This is a genomic window from Streptomyces sp. NRRL S-495 (assembly GCF_000966955.1).
In the GTDB taxonomy this organism is placed as follows: domain Bacteria; phylum Actinomycetota; class Actinomycetes; order Streptomycetales; family Streptomycetaceae; genus Kitasatospora; species Kitasatospora purpeofusca.
The window spans coordinates 1-16,486 of the sequence record NZ_JZWY01000179.1 but is presented as its reverse complement, the minus strand read 5'-3'; the positions used below and the strand labels follow the sequence as shown (position 1 = coordinate 16,486).

The 16,486-nt window shown below is 74.7% G+C and carries 14 protein-coding genes; 5 read left to right on the top strand and 9 right to left on the bottom strand.

Annotated features, from left to right (window positions below; genetic code table 11):
- Window positions 1–32: 32 nt before the first annotated feature.
- Complete coding sequence (locus VR45_RS11255; RefSeq protein ID WP_045939566.1) at window positions 33–2,537, top strand: helicase C-terminal domain-containing protein; 2,505 nt, start codon at window positions 33–35, stop codon at window positions 2,535–2,537.
- 10 nt (window positions 2,538–2,547) lie between these two features.
- Here the strand turns inward: VR45_RS11255 and VR45_RS11250 are convergent, their stop codons facing one another.
- Window positions 2,548–2,814, bottom strand: a complete 267-nt coding sequence (locus VR45_RS11250) for a hypothetical protein (RefSeq protein ID WP_045939565.1) — start codon at window positions 2,812–2,814, stop codon at window positions 2,548–2,550.
- A gap of 129 nt (window positions 2,815–2,943) precedes the next feature.
- Here VR45_RS11250 and VR45_RS11245 point away from each other — a divergent pair, with 129 nt between their 5' ends.
- Window positions 2,944–3,348, top strand: a complete 405-nt coding sequence (locus VR45_RS11245) for a hypothetical protein (protein WP_045939564.1) — start codon at window positions 2,944–2,946, stop codon at window positions 3,346–3,348.
- Between the two features lie 114 nt (window positions 3,349–3,462).
- Window positions 3,463–5,100 carry a DNA repair helicase XPB gene (locus VR45_RS11240; RefSeq protein ID WP_045939563.1) on the top strand — a complete coding sequence of 546 codons (1,638 nt, stop codon included), beginning with the start codon at window positions 3,463–3,465 and terminating at the stop codon, window positions 5,098–5,100.
- Between the two features lie 49 nt (window positions 5,101–5,149).
- Here VR45_RS11240 and VR45_RS46845 read toward each other — a convergent pair whose 3' ends face one another.
- Window positions 5,150–5,311: a hypothetical protein gene (locus tag VR45_RS46845; protein WP_159394185.1), complete on the bottom strand. Its 162-nt coding sequence runs from the start codon at window positions 5,309–5,311 to the stop codon at window positions 5,150–5,152.
- A gap of 291 nt (window positions 5,312–5,602) precedes the next feature.
- Here VR45_RS46845 and VR45_RS11235 point away from each other — a divergent pair, with 291 nt between their 5' ends.
- Window positions 5,603–7,654, top strand: coding sequence for an AAA family ATPase (locus VR45_RS11235; protein WP_045939562.1), 2,052 nt, complete (start codon window positions 5,603–5,605; stop codon window positions 7,652–7,654).
- An 80-nt stretch (window positions 7,655–7,734) separates the two neighbouring features.
- Here VR45_RS11235 and VR45_RS11230 read toward each other — a convergent pair whose 3' ends face one another.
- The 3 genes from VR45_RS11230 to VR45_RS11220 all read right to left on the bottom strand — a co-directional run bounded on the left by VR45_RS11230 (window position 7,735) and on the right by VR45_RS11220 (window position 9,974).
- Entirely contained in the window at window positions 7,735–8,421 is a 687-nt protein-coding gene (locus VR45_RS11230) for a copper homeostasis protein CutC (RefSeq protein ID WP_045939561.1), read from the bottom strand.
- A 183-nt stretch (window positions 8,422–8,604) separates the two neighbouring features.
- Entirely contained in the window at window positions 8,605–9,570 is a 966-nt protein-coding gene (locus VR45_RS11225) for a hypothetical protein (protein ID WP_045939560.1), read from the bottom strand.
- The gene (locus tag VR45_RS11220) at window positions 9,567–9,974 is read right to left on the bottom strand and encodes a PadR family transcriptional regulator (protein ID WP_045939559.1); all 408 of its coding nucleotides are present in this window, start codon (window positions 9,972–9,974) and stop codon (window positions 9,567–9,569) included. Before VR45_RS11220 ends, VR45_RS11225 begins: the two co-directional genes overlap by 4 nt.
- Before the next feature lie 81 nt (window positions 9,975–10,055).
- On the opposite strand from VR45_RS11220, the gene VR45_RS11215 reads away from it, so the two are divergent.
- Window positions 10,056–10,820, top strand: a complete 765-nt coding sequence (locus tag VR45_RS11215; protein WP_234325939.1) for a hypothetical protein — start codon at window positions 10,056–10,058, stop codon at window positions 10,818–10,820.
- A gap of 78 nt (window positions 10,821–10,898) precedes the next feature.
- Here the strand turns inward: VR45_RS11215 and VR45_RS11210 are convergent, their stop codons facing one another.
- The 4 genes from VR45_RS11210 to groL all read right to left on the bottom strand — a co-directional run.
- The gene (locus VR45_RS11210) at window positions 10,899–13,667 is read right to left on the bottom strand and encodes an ABC transporter permease (RefSeq protein WP_045939558.1); all 2,769 of its coding nucleotides are present in this window, start codon (window positions 13,665–13,667) and stop codon (window positions 10,899–10,901) included.
- Window positions 13,664–14,410: an ABC transporter ATP-binding protein gene (locus tag VR45_RS11205; protein ID WP_045939557.1), complete on the bottom strand. Its 747-nt coding sequence runs from the start codon at window positions 14,408–14,410 to the stop codon at window positions 13,664–13,666. The genes VR45_RS11210 and VR45_RS11205 overlap by 4 nt, the downstream gene beginning before the upstream one ends.
- A gap of 150 nt (window positions 14,411–14,560) precedes the next feature.
- Complete coding sequence (locus tag VR45_RS11200; RefSeq protein ID WP_045939556.1) at window positions 14,561–14,917, bottom strand: hypothetical protein; 357 nt, start codon at window positions 14,915–14,917, stop codon at window positions 14,561–14,563.
- Between the two features lie 192 nt (window positions 14,918–15,109).
- Window positions 15,110–16,486, bottom strand: a 1,377-nt coding sequence (gene groL, locus VR45_RS11195; protein WP_045939555.1) for a chaperonin GroEL, incomplete at its 5' end; no start/stop codon positions are given.

Here is a 16,486-nt window from a genome sequence, read left to right as displayed (position 1 = left end):
CGCCCAGCCACCGCCCGACTAACCTAGGTCGAATGACCACACAGCAGGGCCCACAGCGCCAGGCCAAGTCCCTCGCGGGCGCCCGCACCCTCGCCGAGGAGCTGCGCGCCCGGCCCGACGACGACCTCGTCGCCCTGCTCCGGTCCCGCCCCGACCTGCTCAACCCCGTGCCCGGCGACCTCACCCAGCTCACCGCCCGGCTCTCCTCCCGCGCCTCCGCCCTGCGCGCGCTGGAGCGTCTGGACCGCTTCACCCTGCAGACCGCCGAGGCCCTGGCCGCGCTCCCCGACGCCTCCTCGCCGGCCGCCGTGCGCACCCTGCTGGCCGGACCGGCCAAGGTGAAGCCGCACCCCGAGGCCACCCCGCTGAGCGCCGCCGACCGCGCCGCCGTCGCCGCCGCGCTGCCCCGCGCCCTGGCCACCCTGCGCGACCGGGCCCTGCTCTGGGGTCCCGACAACGGTCTGCGCCTGGTCATCGCCGCCCGCGAGGCGCTCGCCCCGACCGCCGCCAACCCCGGCCGCACCGGCCTCGGCCCGACCTTCGCCGAGGCGAGCACCGGTATGTCCCCGGCCCGGCTCCAGCAACTGCTGGCCTCCGCCGGGCAGCCCGCGACGCCCGACCCGGTCACCGCCGTCGCCGCGTTCACCACCCTGCTCGGCGACCGGGCCCGCTGCGAGGCCCTGCTCGCCACCGCCCCCGAGGCCGCGCTGCGACTGCTCGACCGACTGGTCTGGGGACCGCCCACCGGCACCGTCCCGGACGCCACCCGCCCGGTCACCGCGCAGGACGCCCAGAGCCCGGTCGAATGGCTGCTGGCCCGGGGCCTGCTGCTGCCCACCAGCCCGGGCAGCGTCGTCCTGCCCCGCGAACTCGCCCTGCACCTGCGCGGCGGACGCTCGCACCGCACCGTCGAACCGCTCCAGCCCGAGCCCGCGCCCACCGCCGCGCCGCGCGATCCCGGGACGGTGGACGGCGCCGCCGCCGGGCAGGCGCACACCGCCGTCCGGACCGTCGAGGAGCTGTTGGAGCTCTGGGGCCTCACCCCGCCGCCCACCCTGCGCGCCGGCGGCCTCGGGGTGCGCGATCTCAAGCGCACCGCCCAGGCCCTGGAGAGCAGCGAGCAGATCGCCGCGTTCTGGCTCGAACTCGCCTACACCTCAGGATTGTTGGCCCCGGACGGCGAGGTCGACGAGCACTGGGCGCCGACGCCCGGGTACGACGAGTGGCTGCGCCTGGACACCGCCGGACGCTGGACCGTGCTCGCCCGCGCCTGGCTCGCCGCGACCCGCGTCCCGGCCCTGGCCGGCACCGCCGACGGCAAGGGCAAGCAGCGCGCCGCGCTCGGCCCCGAACTGGACCGCACCCTCGCCCCGTCCGTCCGCCGCGCCGCCCTCGCCCTGCTCGCCGAACTCCCGCCCGGCACCGCGGCCACCTCCGCCGATCTCGTGCCCACCCTGCGCTGGCAGCGTCCGCTGCGCGGCGGGCAGACCGACCCCGACGGCCGTGACCTGCGCGAACACCTGGTCGACTGGACCCTGGCCGAGGCCGAACTCCTCGGCATCACCGGCCGCGGCGCCCTCGCCGCCCCCGCCCGCGCGCTGCTCACCGCCGAGGCCGACCCCGCCACCGTGCTCGCCCCGCTGCTGCCGCAGCCGCTGGACCACGTGATCCTCCAGCCGGACCTCACCGCGATCGCACCCGGCCCGCTGCTCACCCCGCTCGCCCAGGCGCTCGCGCTCTGCGCCGACATCGAGTCCAAGGGCGGCGCGACCGTCTACCGCTTCACCCCGGAGTCGGTCCGGCGCGCCCTCGACGCCGGGCGCAGCGCCGCCGACCTGCGGGCCTTCCTGGACCAGCACTCGCGCACGCCGCTCCCGCAGCCGCTCGGCTACCTGATCGACGACGTGGCCCGCCGGCACGGCCTGCTGCGGGTCGGCGCCGCCTCGTCCTACCTGCGCTGCGACGACCCGTCCCTGCTGAACGAGATCCTGGCCGACCGCCGCTCCGCCGACCTGCGGCTGCGGCTGCTCGCGCCGACCGTGCTGGCCGCCCAGGCCGCGCCGGACGTCCTGCTCGGCACGCTGCGCTCGATGGGGTACGCGCCGGCCGCCGAGTCCGCCGAGGGCGATGTGCTGATCACCCGCCCCGACAGCCACCGCACCCCGCCCCGGGCGGCGCCGGTGCCCGTCCCGGACGGCCCGCCGGCCCCGGACGACACCCTGCTCGCCGCCGCTGTGAAGGCGATCCGGGCCGGCGACCGGGCCGCCACCGCCGTCCGCCGGGAGCCCGCCGCCGCGTCCGGGCGCCGACTGCCGCGCACCGCCGCCGCCGAGACCCTGGCGACCCTGCAGACGGCGGTCCTGCTCGGCGAGCGGATGTGGATCGGCTACCTCAACGCGGAGGGCCTCGCCAGCCAGCGGATCATCGACCCGGTGAAGGTCGAGGGCGGCTATGTGACCGCCTTCGACCACCACGACGGCGAGCTGCGCACCTTCGCGCTGCACCGGATCACCGGGGTCGCCGAACTCGACGAGTGACCCTCCGGGCTCAGTGGCCCTGCTGCTGGGCCTCCTGCTCGGCCTGCTTCTGCTTCATCGCCTTGTCCGCCATGGCCGCGAGGTCGCCCTGCCCGACCGGCATCACGGAGTTGGCCCCGGCCAGGTCCGCGAGCAGGAACCCGGGCGCCGCCAGCAGCCCGCCGGGCCCCTCGCCGACACCGGCGACCGCGTGCGCGGAGCCGGCCGAGGAGGCGGTGGCGGCGAAGGCCGTACCGGCCAGGGCGAGAGCGGTGAGAACACGCTTCGACTTGTTCATGCAGGGATCAACGAGCCACTCCCGCCACGGTCACCCCCCGCGTCCCCGGCCGCACGACCCGTGCCACCGGTTGACGCCCCGCCTCCACCGGCGTAGTCCGGAATCACGGGGGTGACGAAAGGAGTCATCATGCTCGGCGATCTCATCGGCCGGACCGAGAACCGGGACACCGGCCGCCGCGTCCTCGACGCCGGGGACGGCCACGTGGTGGTCGAGGTCTCGTTCGAGTCCAAGGGCAGCTACTACGGCACCGCGGTCAACGGCTTCGGCACCTACGAGTCCGAGGTGCGCGCCGACGGCGGTCTGCGCGGCGAGGGCCAGGGCGTCGACATGACGGCCGACGGCCAGAGCGTCACCTGGCACGGCATCGCACTCGGCCGCTTCACCGAGGGCGGCGGCACCAGCTGGCGCGGCTCCCTCTTCTTCTCCACCGCCTCACCGCAGCTCGACCGCCTCAACCACGTCGTCGGCCTCTTCGAGTACGAGGTCGCCCCGGACGGCAAGTCCACCGGCACGTACTACGAGTGGAAGTAGCCGCTCGCCGGGGGCGGTCCCGTCCACCCGGCCGGATGCGCGACACTGGAGGGTCGGCGTGCCGCAGGACCCGCGGACCCGACAGACCTGTCAGCCAGTGGAGGGCTTCCCCGCGTGAACGACGGACCGCTCATCGTCCAGAGCGACAAAACTCTTCTCCTGGAGATCGACCACCCCAAGGCCGCCGAATGCCGGCGGGCCATCGCGCCGTTCGCCGAGCTGGAGCGGGCGCCGGAGCACGTGCACACGTACCGGGTGACGCCGCTCGGGCTGTGGAACGCGCGGGCCGCGGGCCATGACGCCGAGCAGGTCGTCGACGCCCTGGTGACGTACTCCCGCTACCCGGTGCCGCACGCGCTGCTGGTCGACGTGGCCGACACGATGGCCAGGTACGGGCGACTGCGGCTGACCAAGCACCCCACCCACGGCCTGGTGCTGAGCACCACCGACCGCCCGGTGCTGGAGGAGGTGCTGCGCTCCAAGAAGATCGTGCCGCTGGTCGGCGACCGGGTCGACCCGGACACCGTGGTCGTGCACCCCTCCGAGCGCGGCCAGATCAAGCAGGTGCTGCTCAAGCTCGGCTGGCCCGCCGAGGACTTCGCCGGCTACGTGGACGGCGAGGCGCACCCGATCGAGCTGGCCGAGGACGGCTGGAGCCTGCGCCCCTACCAGGCGCAGGCGGTCGAGGGGTTCTGGCACGGCGGCTCGGGCGTGGTCGTGCTGCCCTGCGGCGCCGGCAAGACCCTGGTCGGCGCGGCGGCCATGGCGCACGCCAAGTCGACCACGCTGATCCTGGTCACCAACACCGTCTCGGCCCGCCAGTGGAAGCACGAGCTGGTCAAGCGGACCTCGCTGACCGAGGACGAGATCGGCGAGTACAGCGGCACCAGGAAGGAGATCCGCCCGGTCACCATCGCGACCTACCAGGTGATGACCACCAAGCGGAAGGGCGTCTACGCCCACCTGGAGCTGTTCGACGCGCGCAACTGGGGCCTGGTCGTCTACGACGAGGTCCACCTGCTGCCGGCCCCGGTGTTCAAGTTCACCGCCGACCTCCAGGCCCGCCGCCGGCTCGGCCTGACCGCCACCCTGGTGCGCGAGGACGGCCGCGAGGGCGACGTGTTCAGCCTCATCGGCCCGAAGCGCTTCGACGCGCCGTGGAAGGAGATCGAGGCCCAGGGCTACATCGCGCCCGCCGACTGCTGCGAGGTCAGGGTCACCCTGACCGACTCCGAGCGGCTCGCCTACGCCACCGCCGAGCCGGAGGAGCGCTACCGGTTCTGCGCCACCACGGCGACCAAGCGCCGGGTGGTGGAGGCGCTGGTCAAGAAGCACGAGAAGGACCAGACGCTGATCATCGGCCAGTACATCGACCAGCTGGACGAGCTCGGCGAGGTCCTGGACGCCCCGGTGATCAAGGGCGAGACCAGCAACGCCCAGCGCGAGAAGCTGTTCGAGGCCTTCCGCAACAAGGAGATCGGCGTCCTCGTCGTCTCCAAGGTGGCCAACTTCTCGATCGACCTGCCGGAGGCGACCGTCGCCATCCAGGTCTCCGGGACCTTCGGCTCCCGGCAGGAGGAGGCCCAGCGCCTGGGCCGGGTCCTGCGCCCCAAGGCGGACGGCCACTCCGCCCACTTCTACTCCGTGGTCGCCCGGGACACCGTCGACCAGGACTTCGCGGCCCACCGCCAGCGCTTCCTCGCCGAACAGGGCTACGCCTATCGCATCATCGACGCGGACGACGTGCTGTAGCGGGCGGCGCGGGGCCCGGCACGCGGAGGGAGCGGTCGGGGCCGGGGGCTCAGTAGCGGACGCCGTCGCGGCCGAGGAGGATCACGCGCGCGGCGGTGTCCAGGGCGATGCCGACGTTGCGGACGGTGGTGGTGAGGGGGTTGCGGCGGCGGCCGGTGGTGGCGGTGGCGCCGGACGGGGCGGTGCGGGTGCGGTGCTGCGATGTGCTCATGCATTCCACGGTAGGCACCCGAACGGCCGCCGCCATCACCCCAAAGGCCGTACCCGGCGGGACGGAGGTCGTCCTCGCGGAGTACGGAGGCCCCGAGTCCGTCAGGGCTGGATCCCCGAGGCCGACGCGGCTAGGGTAGTCCGTCTGCCCCCTCCCGAACCGTGGTACCCGCTGTAGTCGCGCGGGCAGCCGGGGGAGGTGCCGACCGCACGGCAACCGGTCGGCTGTATCCACTGTGAGCTCCTACGATCCGCTGCGCCCGGTCCCCGGGGGCAGCCGGGAAGGTTCGCTGTGCCCGCCACCCCCACCACCGACCCCCTGCAGCGCGAGCGGGACCACCTGGCCGCGTCCAGGTCCGCCCTGCGCGCGATGCGCGAGGACGTCCAGTCCCTGGACATCCGCGACGTGACCGGCACCTGGGTCACCGCCGTCGTGCTGCAGAAGCAGATCGAGGCCCGGATCGCCGCCCTGGCCGACCTCTCCCACACTCCGCTGTTCTTCGGCCGCCTCGACTACCTGCACGCGATCGGCGAGGCCCTGAGCGAGGGCTCCGGCGGCGACAGCTTCTACATCGGGCGCCGGCACGTGCACGACGCCAACGGCGACCCGATGGTGATCGACTGGCGCGCGCCGGTCTCGCAGCCGTTCTACCGGGCCAGCCGCACCGCCCCGCTGGACGTCGAGCGCCGCCGCCGCTTCGGCTACACCGGCGGCGAGCTGACCGCGTACGAGGACGAGCACCTCAGCGATCCGGCCGAGGGCGACACCGCCTCCGCCCTGCTGGCCGCCGAGATCGAGAAGCCGCGCGTCGGCCCGATGCGCGACATCGTGGCCACCATCCAGCCGGAGCAGGACGAGATCGTCCGCGCCGACGTCTCCGGCACCCTCTGCGTGCAGGGCGCGCCCGGCACCGGGAAGACCGCCGTCGGCCTGCACCGGGTGGCGTACCTGCTGTACGCGCACCGGGAGCGGCTGGCCCGCACCGGCACCCTGGTGATCGGTCCGAACAACGCCTTCCTCTCCTACATCGAGCAGGTGCTGCCCGCGCTCGGCGAGCTGGACGTCGCCCAGGCGACCGTGCAGCAGCTGGTCGGGCATGTCGAGGTGCGCGGCGAGGACTCCGCCGAGGCGGCCCGGCTGAAGGGCGACGCCCGGATGGCCGAGGTGCTGCGGCGGGCGGTGCGCTCCGGCATCGCGCTGCCCACCGAGCCCTGCGTGGTGGTCCGCGGCTCCCGCCGCTGGCGCGTTCCGGTCCACGAACTGACTGAGATCATCGAGGAGTTGAAGGGCCGGGAGACCCGCTACGGCGCGGCCGCGGAGGCGCTGCCGCAGCGGATCGCGCACGCCGTGCTGCTGAAGATGGAGCAGTCCGGCGAGGCTCCGGACGACCGGGTGCAGGACGCGGTGGCGCGCAACGCCGCCGTGAAGGCGACGGTCAAGCAGTGCTGGCCCGCGGTCGACCCGGCCAAGCTGGTGCTGCGGCTGCTGTCCGACCCGGAGTTCCTGGCCGGGTGCGCGGAGGGCGTGCTGACCGCCGAGGAGCAGGCCGCGGTGCTGTGGCCCAAGGCGGGCCGCTCGGTGCGGACCGCCCACTGGACCGCCGCCGACGCCGTGCTGGTCGACGAGGCGATGGACCTGGTGCGGCGCACCGCCTCGCTCGGGCACGTGGTGCTGGACGAGGCGCAGGACCTCTCCCCGATGCAGTACCGCGCGGTCGGCCGCCGCTGCAGCACCGGCTCGGCGACCGTGCTCGGCGACCTCGCCCAGGGCACCACCCCTTGGGCCACGGCGAGTTGGCCGGAGGCGCTGCACCACCTGGGCAAGCCGGCCGCACACATCGAGGAGCTGACCAAGGGCTTCCGGGTGCCGGAGGAGGTCATCGCGTACGCCTCCCGGCTGCTGCCGTCGATCGCCCCCGGTCTGGCGCCGGCCGGTTCGGTCCGTACGGCCCCGGGCTCGCTGACGGTCCGCCGGGTCGAACCGGAGGAGCGGACCGACGCCGTGGTCGAGGCCTGCCGGCGGGCGCTCGGCCAGGAGGGCTCGACCGGTCTGATCGCCGCCGACGCGCGGGTGCCGCTGCTGGCCGAGGCGCTGACGGCGGCCGGGCTGCCGCACCTCGCCCCGGGCGCCGAGACCAGCGCGGAGGCCCGGCTGACGCTTGTCCCGGCCTCGCTGGCGAAGGGTCTGGAGTACGACTACGTGGTGCTGGACGAGCCGGCCGCGGTGGTCGCGGGCGAGCCGGACGAGCGGACCGGGCTGCGGCGGCTGTACGTGGCGCTGACCCGTGCGGTCTCCGGCCTGGAGGTGCTGCACGCCGAGCCGCTGCCGGCGCAGCTGGGCTGACCCCGACGGGCGAGACGGCGGGCGACGGCGGGCAGCGGCACCGGTTCCGGTGTCGCTGCCCGCCGTCGTAGGGCCACTGCTCAGCCGTCGATCAGCGCCCGCCACTCGGCGACCTTGGCGACGTCCACCGGCGACTGCCAGCCGTCGACCCGCACCGCGCCGCCGACGTGGAAGGCGTCGAAGCCGGCCCCGCGCAGCCCCGGCAGGTGCTCGGCCCGCAGACCGCCGCCGATGAGGATCCGCTGGGTGTAGCCGGGCTCCCCGGCCCGGGCCAGCTCGGCGAGCAGGACGTCGAGCCCCGCGTCCACGCCGCCGGCCGCGCCGGAGGTGAGGAAGGTGTCCAGCCCGGGCAGCGCGCCGACGGCGGCCCGGACGGCGGCCCGGTCGGCGCTGTGGTCGATCGCCCGGTGGAAGGTCCAGCGGCAGCCGGCGATCGCCTCGGCGACGGCCTCGGTCGCGGCCAGGTCGACCGCGCCGTCGGCGTCGAGGAAGCCGAGGACGAACTCGTTGGCGCCCTCGGCCCGGAGCGCGGCGGCGCGGTCGCGCAGCGCGTCCAGGTCGCCGGGGGCGAAGCCGTCCCGGATCCGGAGCATCACCCGCAGCGGGAGGTCGACGGCGGCCCGGATCTTGGCGAAGTCCTCCACCCCGGGGGTGAGGCCGTCGGCGGCCATGTCGGTGACCAGTTCGAGCCGGTCGGCGCCGCCCGACTCGGCGGCCTGGGCATCCTGGGGCGTCAGCGCGATGACTTCGAAAATTGGTCTAGACATATTAGACAGAGTGCCACATCGCCCCGGCCCCGGCGAGCCCCGTGCGGCCACTTGGCCGGACAACGCGCACGCCCCGGACAGCGCCGAACGGCACGCCCCGGAAAACGCGGAACGGCCGGACGTTCCGGGCCCACAACCCGGTCGTCCGGCCGTTCGGAGCGACGAGGCCCCGGCCGTCCCCGCTCAGGCGAGGCTCCGGCGACCTCCCGCCCCGGTATCGCGGTGCAGCAGCCCAGCGGCCACCATCGTCGCCACCAGGACCAGGCCCACCACCGGCAGCAGCCGCCAGACCCCGCCGATCGACTGCCAGATCCGGAACAGGCTGAACATCAGGGTCAGCGGCAGCACCGCCAGGCCCATCGCGGCCGGGACCAGCCGGTCGCGCGCCACGAAGAGCAGCGTCAGCAGCGGAACGACCGCCAGCGCCGCGCCCGCCTTTCCGTCCATCAGCACCCAGGAGCTGTAGAAGTCCTCCGCCACCAGGACCAGCCCGCCGCCCGCAGCCGCGGCCAGCACCATCGCCCGGTCGCTCCAGGTCGGCCGCCGCTGCAGCAGTTCCTGGGGCGCGAGCGCGAACAGCAGTCCGGCGAACAGCTGCGGGGTCGCCTCGCAGGACTTGTTGAACATCAGCCAGAAGTCGGGCTGGACCAGCACCGCCAGCGCCACCCCCAACGCCCCCACGGCCGCCAGGGCGACGGCCGCCGTCCGGGCGAGCCGCCACCGGCCGGTCAGCACCGCGCCGACCAGCAGCAGCGGCACCAGCAGCGCGCCGTAGTACCAGGCGTGGAAGGGGACCTGCGCCGCCCGGTCCGGCATTTCCCACATCCAGTCCGGGGCCCGGCCGGTCGCGTCGTGCAGGACCCGGGTCAGCCCCAGCCCCGCGACCGCACCGGCGACCAGCGGCGCCGCCAGCGCGAGCAGCCGCCCGGCGGTGGAGGAGGCGGTCAGACCGGTGCGCATCCGCAGCCCGTACACCCCGAGGTCGAGCGCCTCGCGCGCGGTGGCGAGCTTGCCGCCCTCGGCCGTGGAGTCGGCGAAGACGGCGGACAGCTCGTCGCCGCGCTCCCGCCGGTAGCGGGCCGGGTAGAGCCGGAGCGCGGCCCGGAACGCCACCGGGTCCGCCGTCCCCGGGAAGAACTGGATCGTCATGCGAATGACCCCCTGACCTTGAAGAACGCGAGTTTTCCGCCGCCGGCCACAGGGCGGGCGGCGGTCGGTCGGGCGGACGGCTCGCGGATGGCTGCCAGCCGCCGCTGGGCCTCCTCGGCGACGGCGCTCAGCCGCTCCGCCTCGGTGGTCAGCGCGCCACGCCCGCCCTCGGTGAGGGCGTAGGTGCGCCGGGCCCGGCCGTCGACGATCTCCTCGGCCGCGACCTCGATCAGCCCCTGCTGCAGCAGCCGGTCCAGCGCGCCGTACAGGGTGCCGGTGCGCATCTTCACCCGGCCGTCCGAGATCGCGGCGATCTCCTGGATCAGCGCGTAGCCGTGCCGCGGGGCATCGGCCAGCGCGGTGAGCAGGAGCAGCGTCGGCTCTTGCATCGCCCGTTCAGTCATGGAGCTACATATACCTTTCGTCGACATATCATGTCCAGCGGAATCTTTGGGTGGTCCGGCCCGGCCCAGCAGAATGGCGCCATGCCGGAAGCCGACGCCCCCGCCACCGAGGACCTCCTCGCCGCCTGGACCGCCCTGCTGCGCCGCTGCGGCGCGGCCACCGATCCCGAACCGGCCGGACGGGAGCTGCTGCGCCGCTGGTCCGAGCCACAGCGCCGGTACCACACCGTCGACCACCTGCGCGCGGTGCTGGGCCATGTCGACACGCTCGCCGAGCACGCCGACGACCCGGACGCGGTCCGGCTGGCCGCCTGGTTCCACGACGCCGTCTACCGGCCGGACCGCTCCGAGAACGAGGAGCGCAGCGCCGCCCTGGCCGTCCGGGCGCTCGACGGGAGCGGGCTCCCGGCGGCCCGGGTCGCGGAGGTCGCCCGGCTGGTCCGACTCACCGTCACCCACCACCCCGAGCCCGGCGACCGCGACGGCGAGGTGCTGTGCGACGCCGACCTCGCGGTGCTCGGCGGCGGACCGGAGGCCTACGCGGCGTACGCGGCGGCCGTCCGGGAGGAGTACGCCTTCGTACCCGAGCCGGACTTCCGCGCCGGGCGGGCGGCGGTGCTGCGCCAGTTGCTCGCGCTGCCCGCGCTCTACCGCACGACCACCGCGCACCGGCGCTTCGACGGCCCCGCCCGGGCCAACCTCGCCGCCGAGCTGACCGAGCTGACCGAGCTGACCGAGCTGACCGAGCACACGGAACTCACCGAGCGCGCCGAGCTCGCCGAGCACACGGAAGGACCGGAACTCACCGGAACCGCCGGCCCTGAGGCACCGGCCGGATCCGGCTGACAGCGCCCGCGGGCCCGCACCGGTGGCCGACCACCGGTGCGGGCCCGCCGCACGACCGTACGGACCGGACGCCCGCCGTCAGCCCGCCCGCCGCGCCAGCGGCAGCCGGCCCCGGCTGAAGGCGGCCGCCCCCAGCCCGGCCACCACCGGCAGCACCACCGTGATCAGCAGCAGGAGCCCCCAGGGCGCGGCGAACGGCACGGCCGGCGCGCCGATCTGCCCGGACGCGTGCGACCGCAGCAGCCCCAGCGCGGGCACGAATCCGCTCACCGTTCCCAGCACCGCGCCGATGCCCGCGATCAGCGTGCACTGCAGCCCGGCCTGGATCCGGTTCATCCGCGGCGGCGCACCCACCGCGGCCAGCGTGGCCCGGTCGTTGCGCGAGTCGGCGGCGGCCAGCCCGGTGGCCACGGCCGCGGCGCCGAGCACCACCACCACGGCGAACCCGCCGAGCGCGAGGGTGTTCATGTCCCCCTTCGACTGGTAGCCGCGCTCCACCGCCAGCTGGGCGTGCGGGGCGAGCTGGGCCACGGCCGCCTCGGCGCGCTGCTGCGCCTTGCGGTCGGGCGCGACCTCGGGACGCCACACCGATCCGTTGGGCCTGGGCGTGAGTCCGGCCTTGCGCACCGCCTCCGGGCCCATCAGCACCGCTCCGTACCGGGCCGCGTCGGGGTTCTCCACCAGGACCGCCTCGACGGGGACCTCGATCCGCTCCGTCCCCGGCACCTGTCCGGGCAGGACCGGTCCGCCGGCGGCGCCCTGCATCGTCAGCGTCGCCCGGCCGTCGTTCACGAAGGCGCGGTCGAAGACCACCGCCCGGCCCGCGGCCAGGGCCTCCTCGGCCGCCCGGTCGCGCACGCCGAACAGGTTGTGCAGGACCGTCGTGTCGCCGGACAGCACCCGGCTCCCGGCGTTGCCGTACTCCAGGCGCACACCGGCGCCCTTGGCCTGCACCGTGCTGGAGCAGTTGTCGCAGAACACGTAGGTCACGGCCTGGACGTCGGCGCGGGTGCCCAGGTTCGGCAGCGCCTGCTCGACGGCGCGGCGCAGCCGGACCGTCTCCGGGCTGCCCGGAGCCGTGGGGGCGTCGAGCACGACGGCGCCCAGCGGGGCCGCCGGCCGGTAGGAGGCCCGCTCCTGGGCCTCGGTGCCGGTGCTGTAGACGCCGACGGCGACGGCTCCGGCGACGGCGGCCATCACGGCGGCCACGGCCGGCGCGGTCCGGCCGCGGTGGCGGGCCGAGTCGCGCAGGGCCAGCCGGGGGCCGAGCGGCAGCCGGCCGGCGAGCCGGCCGAAGAGGGCGATCAGCATCGGGGTGAAGAACAGGATGCCGACCTCGGCGGTGGCCGCACCGGCGAGCACCGAGAGCGCCCGCTTGTTGAGCCCGCCGATCAGCGGCGCGGTACCGCTCTGGTAGGTCCCGGCGCCGTACAGCGCCAGCGCCGTACCGGCGCCGACCAGCAGCAGGCCGACGACCGGCAGCAGACGGCTGGGCGTGTTGACGGTGTCGCGGCCGGTGAGGCCGGCCACCACGTCCCGGCGGGCCGCCTGCACGGCGGGCAGCACGGCGGCGGCGAGCGCGGTCAGCACTCCCACGGCGGCGATCGCCAGCAGGTCGAGCGGTGCGATCGCGAAGTGTCCGAAGCGGCTGCCGCCCGCCCCTTCCAGCCAGGGCCGCAGCGCGGCGACCAGGCCGGTGCCGAGCACCACCCCGAGGGCGGCTCCGGCCAGTCCGAGCACCAGTCCGCCGCCGAGCACGATGGCGCGGATGTGGCCCCGGTGGCCGCCGGCGGCGCCGACGAGGGCCAGCTGCCGCCGGGAGCGCCGGGCGCCGACCGCGAAGGCCGGGCCGGCCAGCAGGGTGACCTCCAGCAGCGCCATGCCGACGACGGTGACCAGGACGACCTTCCGCGTGTCGGCCTCGCTGTCGGGGGCGCTCCACCGGCTGGCGTTGTAGGGGACGGCGGAGGTCGGCGGCGGGTCGAGGGCGACCGCCCGGGAGGTCACGGTGAAGCCGTACCGGTTGAGCTTCTGGACGGCGGTCCAGTCGAGCCCGGCGCCGGCGGGCAGCCGGACCAGCCAGCGCTCGGTGCGGACGCCGTCGTCCCGGCCCCCGGCGATCGGTCCGCCCGGGGCGTCCGGCGCGGCGGCGGCCGCCGCGGCCAGCGGGGAGATCACCTGGCCGGGACGGGCGACCAGCTCCACCTTCTTCAGCTCACCGGGGTGCTCGACCACACCGGTCAGCAGGAACGGGGTCTGCTCCAGTCCCTTGACCGTGGTGGAGTCACCGAGCCGCAGCCCGGCCTCGTCGAGGAAGGCCCGGGTGACGGCCGCCTCGTTGCGCGCGGCGGGCGCCCGGCCCTCGACCAGGTCGAGGCGTCCCGACCAGACCGGATCGGTCAGATCGGCCTCGGCGGTGGAGGTGGTGAACAGGCCCTCCCGGGTCGAGGCGCTGACCTCGGGCCCGGGCGTGACCGGCAGCAGCACCGAGGCGGACGGCAGCAGCCCGCCCAGCAGCTCGGCCGAGTTCGCGGCCGCGGCGGCCGCGGGGGCGGCGGCCGGGTCGCTCCGGGCCTCCGGCAGCACCAGGACGCCGTCCTCGGCGAAGGGTGCCTGCTCGACGGAGCGGCCCGGGTGATGGGCGGAGACCAGCGCGTCCGCCCCGCCCATCAGCCGCTCGACCCGCTCGGCGGGGGTGAGCGAACCGCTCTGGTGGACGATGTCGGCGCCGGTGACACCGAGCACCGGCAGCGCGACCATGGCGATCACCAGGGCGCTGCGGCCCTTGGCCTTGAGGGCGTCGCGGCGGGCGATGCGCAGCGCGACGCGCAGGGCGGAGAGCTTCATCGCCGGCCCCCGTTCCCACCGGTGAGCAGCGGGTGCGCGGCCTGCCCGACCCCGCCGTCGACGACGGCGCCGTCGTTCAGGACGACCACGCGGTCGGCCCAGACGGCGTGGCGGGGGTCGTGGGTGACCATCATGGCCGCGGCGCCGGCGTCGCAGCGGGCCCGCAGCACGGCCAGCACGGACTCGCCGGTGGCGGAGTCGAGCGCGCCGGTGGGCTCGTCGGCCAGGACCAGCCGGCGGTCGCCGACCAGGGCCCGGGCGATCGCGACGCGCTGCTGCTGGCCGCCGGAGAGCTGCTCGGGGAAGCGCTCGGCCAGCTCGGGGATGCCCATCTCGCGCAGGGCGGCCAGGGCCTCCCGGCGGGCGGTCCGGCCGGACACCCCGTCGAGTTCGCGGGGCAGGGCGACGTTCTCGGCCGCGGTCAGCGCCGGGACGAGGTTGTAGTCCTGGAAGACGTAGCCGACCGAGCGGCGGCGCACTGCGGCCAGCCGGGTCCGGTTCAGCCCGCTCAGTTCGACGCCCTCGACCAGCACCTGTCCGCCGCTGGGCCGGTCGAGGCCGCCGGCCAGGGTGAGCAGGGTGGACTTGCCGGAGCCGGAGGGCCCCATGACGGCGACGAACTCGCCTGGGCGCACGGCCAGGTCGACGCCGCGCAGGGCATGCACCTCGGCCTCGCCGTGCCCGTGCGTCCGGGTGACAGCGCGCAGTTCGAGGACCGGACGGGCCGGATCGGGCTGGGACATGGTTCTCCCCACTCATTGCCGAAAAGAAGGACTCGGACGGACTATATATGTCGGTGGACTGCATATACAGTCCAGCGGGTCCATCGGCGCAAAAAAATCGCCGCCGCACCCGGAGGTGCGACGGCGGTACGAGGGAGGGAGGGCCGGCGGCTACAGTCCGCCCACAGCCGCCACGACGGCGCCGCGCTTGCCGCAGACCCAGTGCGGCTCCGGCCCCAGCTCCGGTTCCACGCCCAGCGCGTGCGGGTCGCCGTCGGCCGCGCAGTCCGCGCACAGCGGCCAGCGGCCGTGGCTCTCCAGCAGGGCGTCCTGGACGTCCTGGGCGACCAGGCCGAGCACGTACTCGACGCCGCCCGGCCACTGCTCCAGCCACCAGCGCCGGTGCGTCACGGCCTGCTCCACCAGGGACACCACGGCGGGGTCGGCGGCGTCCCGCGCGGTCAGGTCGGCCAGGATCAGCGCCCGCGCGGTGTGCAGCGCCGTCTCGATGTCGTCTGTCGTAGCCATCCGTCCAGTCTCCCAAGAACGCCCGGAAACCCGGGAATCCACCAGCCCCCCGCCCCGGGGGACCGGCCCCGGGCAGCGGCCCCCGAAAAACGCCCCGGGCAGCGGCCCGGAAGAACGCCGCGAGGGCGGCTCCCCGTCGGGGAACCGCCCTCGCGGACGAAAGACCTGCCGATCCGATCGAAACGATCAGGATCAGAAGTCCATGTCACCGCCCGGCATGCCGCCGCCGGCGGCCGCGGAGGCCTTCTCCGGCTTGTCGGCGATGACGGCCTCGGTGGTGAGGAACAGCGCCGCGATGGAGGCGGCGTTCTGCAGCGCGGAGCGGGTGACCTTGGCCGGGTCGATGATGCCCGCGGCGACCAGGTCGACGTACTCGTTGGTGGCGGCGTTCAGACCGTGACCGGCGGGGAGGTTGCGCACCTTCTCCACCACGACGCCACCCTCGAGGCCGGCGTTGGTCGCGATCTGCTTGATCGGGGCCTCCAGCGCGACCTTGACGATGTTGGCACCGGTGGCCTCGTCGCCCTCCAGCTCCAGCTTGTCGAAGGCGACCGAGGCCTGCAGCAGCGCGACGCCACCACCGGCGACGATGCCCTCCTCGACGGCGGCCTTCGCGTTGCGGACGGCGTCCTCGATGCGGTGCTTGCGCTCCTTGAGCTCCACCTCGGTGGCCGCGCCGGCCTTGATGACGGCCACGCCGCCGGCCAGCTTGGCGAGGCGCTCCTGGAGCTTCTCGCGGTCGTAGTCCGAGTCGCTGTTCTCGATCTCGGCGCGGATCTGGTTCACCCGGCCGGCGACCTGCTCGCTGTCACCGCCACCGTCGACGATGGTGGTCTCGTCCTTGGTGATGACCACCTTGCGGGCGCTGCCCAGCAGGTCGACGCCGGCGTTCTCCAGCTTCAGGCCGACCTCCTCGGAGATCACGGTGCCACCGGTGAGGATGGCGATGTCCTGGAGCATGGCCTTGCGGCGGTCGCCGAAGCCCGGGGCCTTGACGGCGACGGACTTGAAGGTGCCGCGGATCTTGTTCACGACCAGGGTCGACAGGGCCTCGCCCTCGACGTCCTCGGCGATGATGACGAGCGGCTTGCCGCTCTGCATGACCTTCTCCAGCAGCGGCAGCAGGTCCTTGACCGAGCCGATCTTGGAGTTGGCGATCAGGATGTAGGGGTCCTCGAACGAGGTCTCCATACGCTCCAGGTCGGTGGCGAAGTAGGCCGAGATGTAGCCCTTGTCGAAGCGCATGCCCTCGGTGAGCTCGAGCTCGAGACCGAAGGTGTTGCTCTCCTCGACGGTGATGACGCCTTCCTTGCCGACCTTGTCCATGGCCTCGGCGATGAGCTCGCCGATCTGGGTGTCGGCGGCCGAGATGGAGGCGGTGGAGGCGATCTGCTCCTTGGTCTCCACGTCCTTGGCCTGGGCCAGGAGCTGGTCGGAGACGGCGGCGACGGCCTTCTCGATGCCGCGCTTCAGGGCCATCGGGTTGGCGCCGGCGGCGACGTTGCGCAGACCCTCGCGAACGAGCGCCTGGGCCAGCACGGTGGCGGTGGTGGTGCCGTCACCCGCGAC

Bases quoted from the DNA above. Each gene is read 5' to 3' on its own strand.
- VR45_RS11255 (WP_045939566.1), top strand. From the start codon at position 33: ATGACCACACAGCAGGGCCCACAGCGCCAGGCCAAGTCCCTCGCGGGC.
- VR45_RS11250 (WP_045939565.1), bottom strand. From the start codon at position 2,814: ATGAACAAGTCGAAGCGTGTTCTCACCGCTCTCGCCCTGGCCGGTACG.
- VR45_RS11245 (WP_045939564.1), top strand. From the start codon at position 2,944: ATGCTCGGCGATCTCATCGGCCGGACCGAGAACCGGGACACCGGCCGC.
- VR45_RS46845 (WP_159394185.1), bottom strand. From the start codon at position 5,311: ATGAGCACATCGCAGCACCGCACCCGCACCGCCCCGTCCGGCGCCACC.
- VR45_RS11230 (WP_045939561.1), bottom strand. From the start codon at position 8,421: ATGTCTAGACCAATTTTCGAAGTCATCGCGCTGACGCCCCAGGATGCC.
- VR45_RS11225 (WP_045939560.1), bottom strand. From the start codon at position 9,570: ATGACGATCCAGTTCTTCCCGGGGACGGCGGACCCGGTGGCGTTCCGG.
- VR45_RS11220 (WP_045939559.1), bottom strand. From the start codon at position 9,974: ATGACTGAACGGGCGATGCAAGAGCCGACGCTGCTCCTGCTCACCGCG.
- VR45_RS11215 (WP_234325939.1), top strand. From the start codon at position 10,056: ATGCCGGAAGCCGACGCCCCCGCCACCGAGGACCTCCTCGCCGCCTGG.
- VR45_RS11210 (WP_045939558.1), bottom strand. From the start codon at position 13,667: ATGAAGCTCTCCGCCCTGCGCGTCGCGCTGCGCATCGCCCGCCGCGAC.
- VR45_RS11205 (WP_045939557.1), bottom strand. From the start codon at position 14,410: ATGTCCCAGCCCGATCCGGCCCGTCCGGTCCTCGAACTGCGCGCTGTC.
- VR45_RS11200 (WP_045939556.1), bottom strand. From the start codon at position 14,917: ATGGCTACGACAGACGACATCGAGACGGCGCTGCACACCGCGCGGGCG.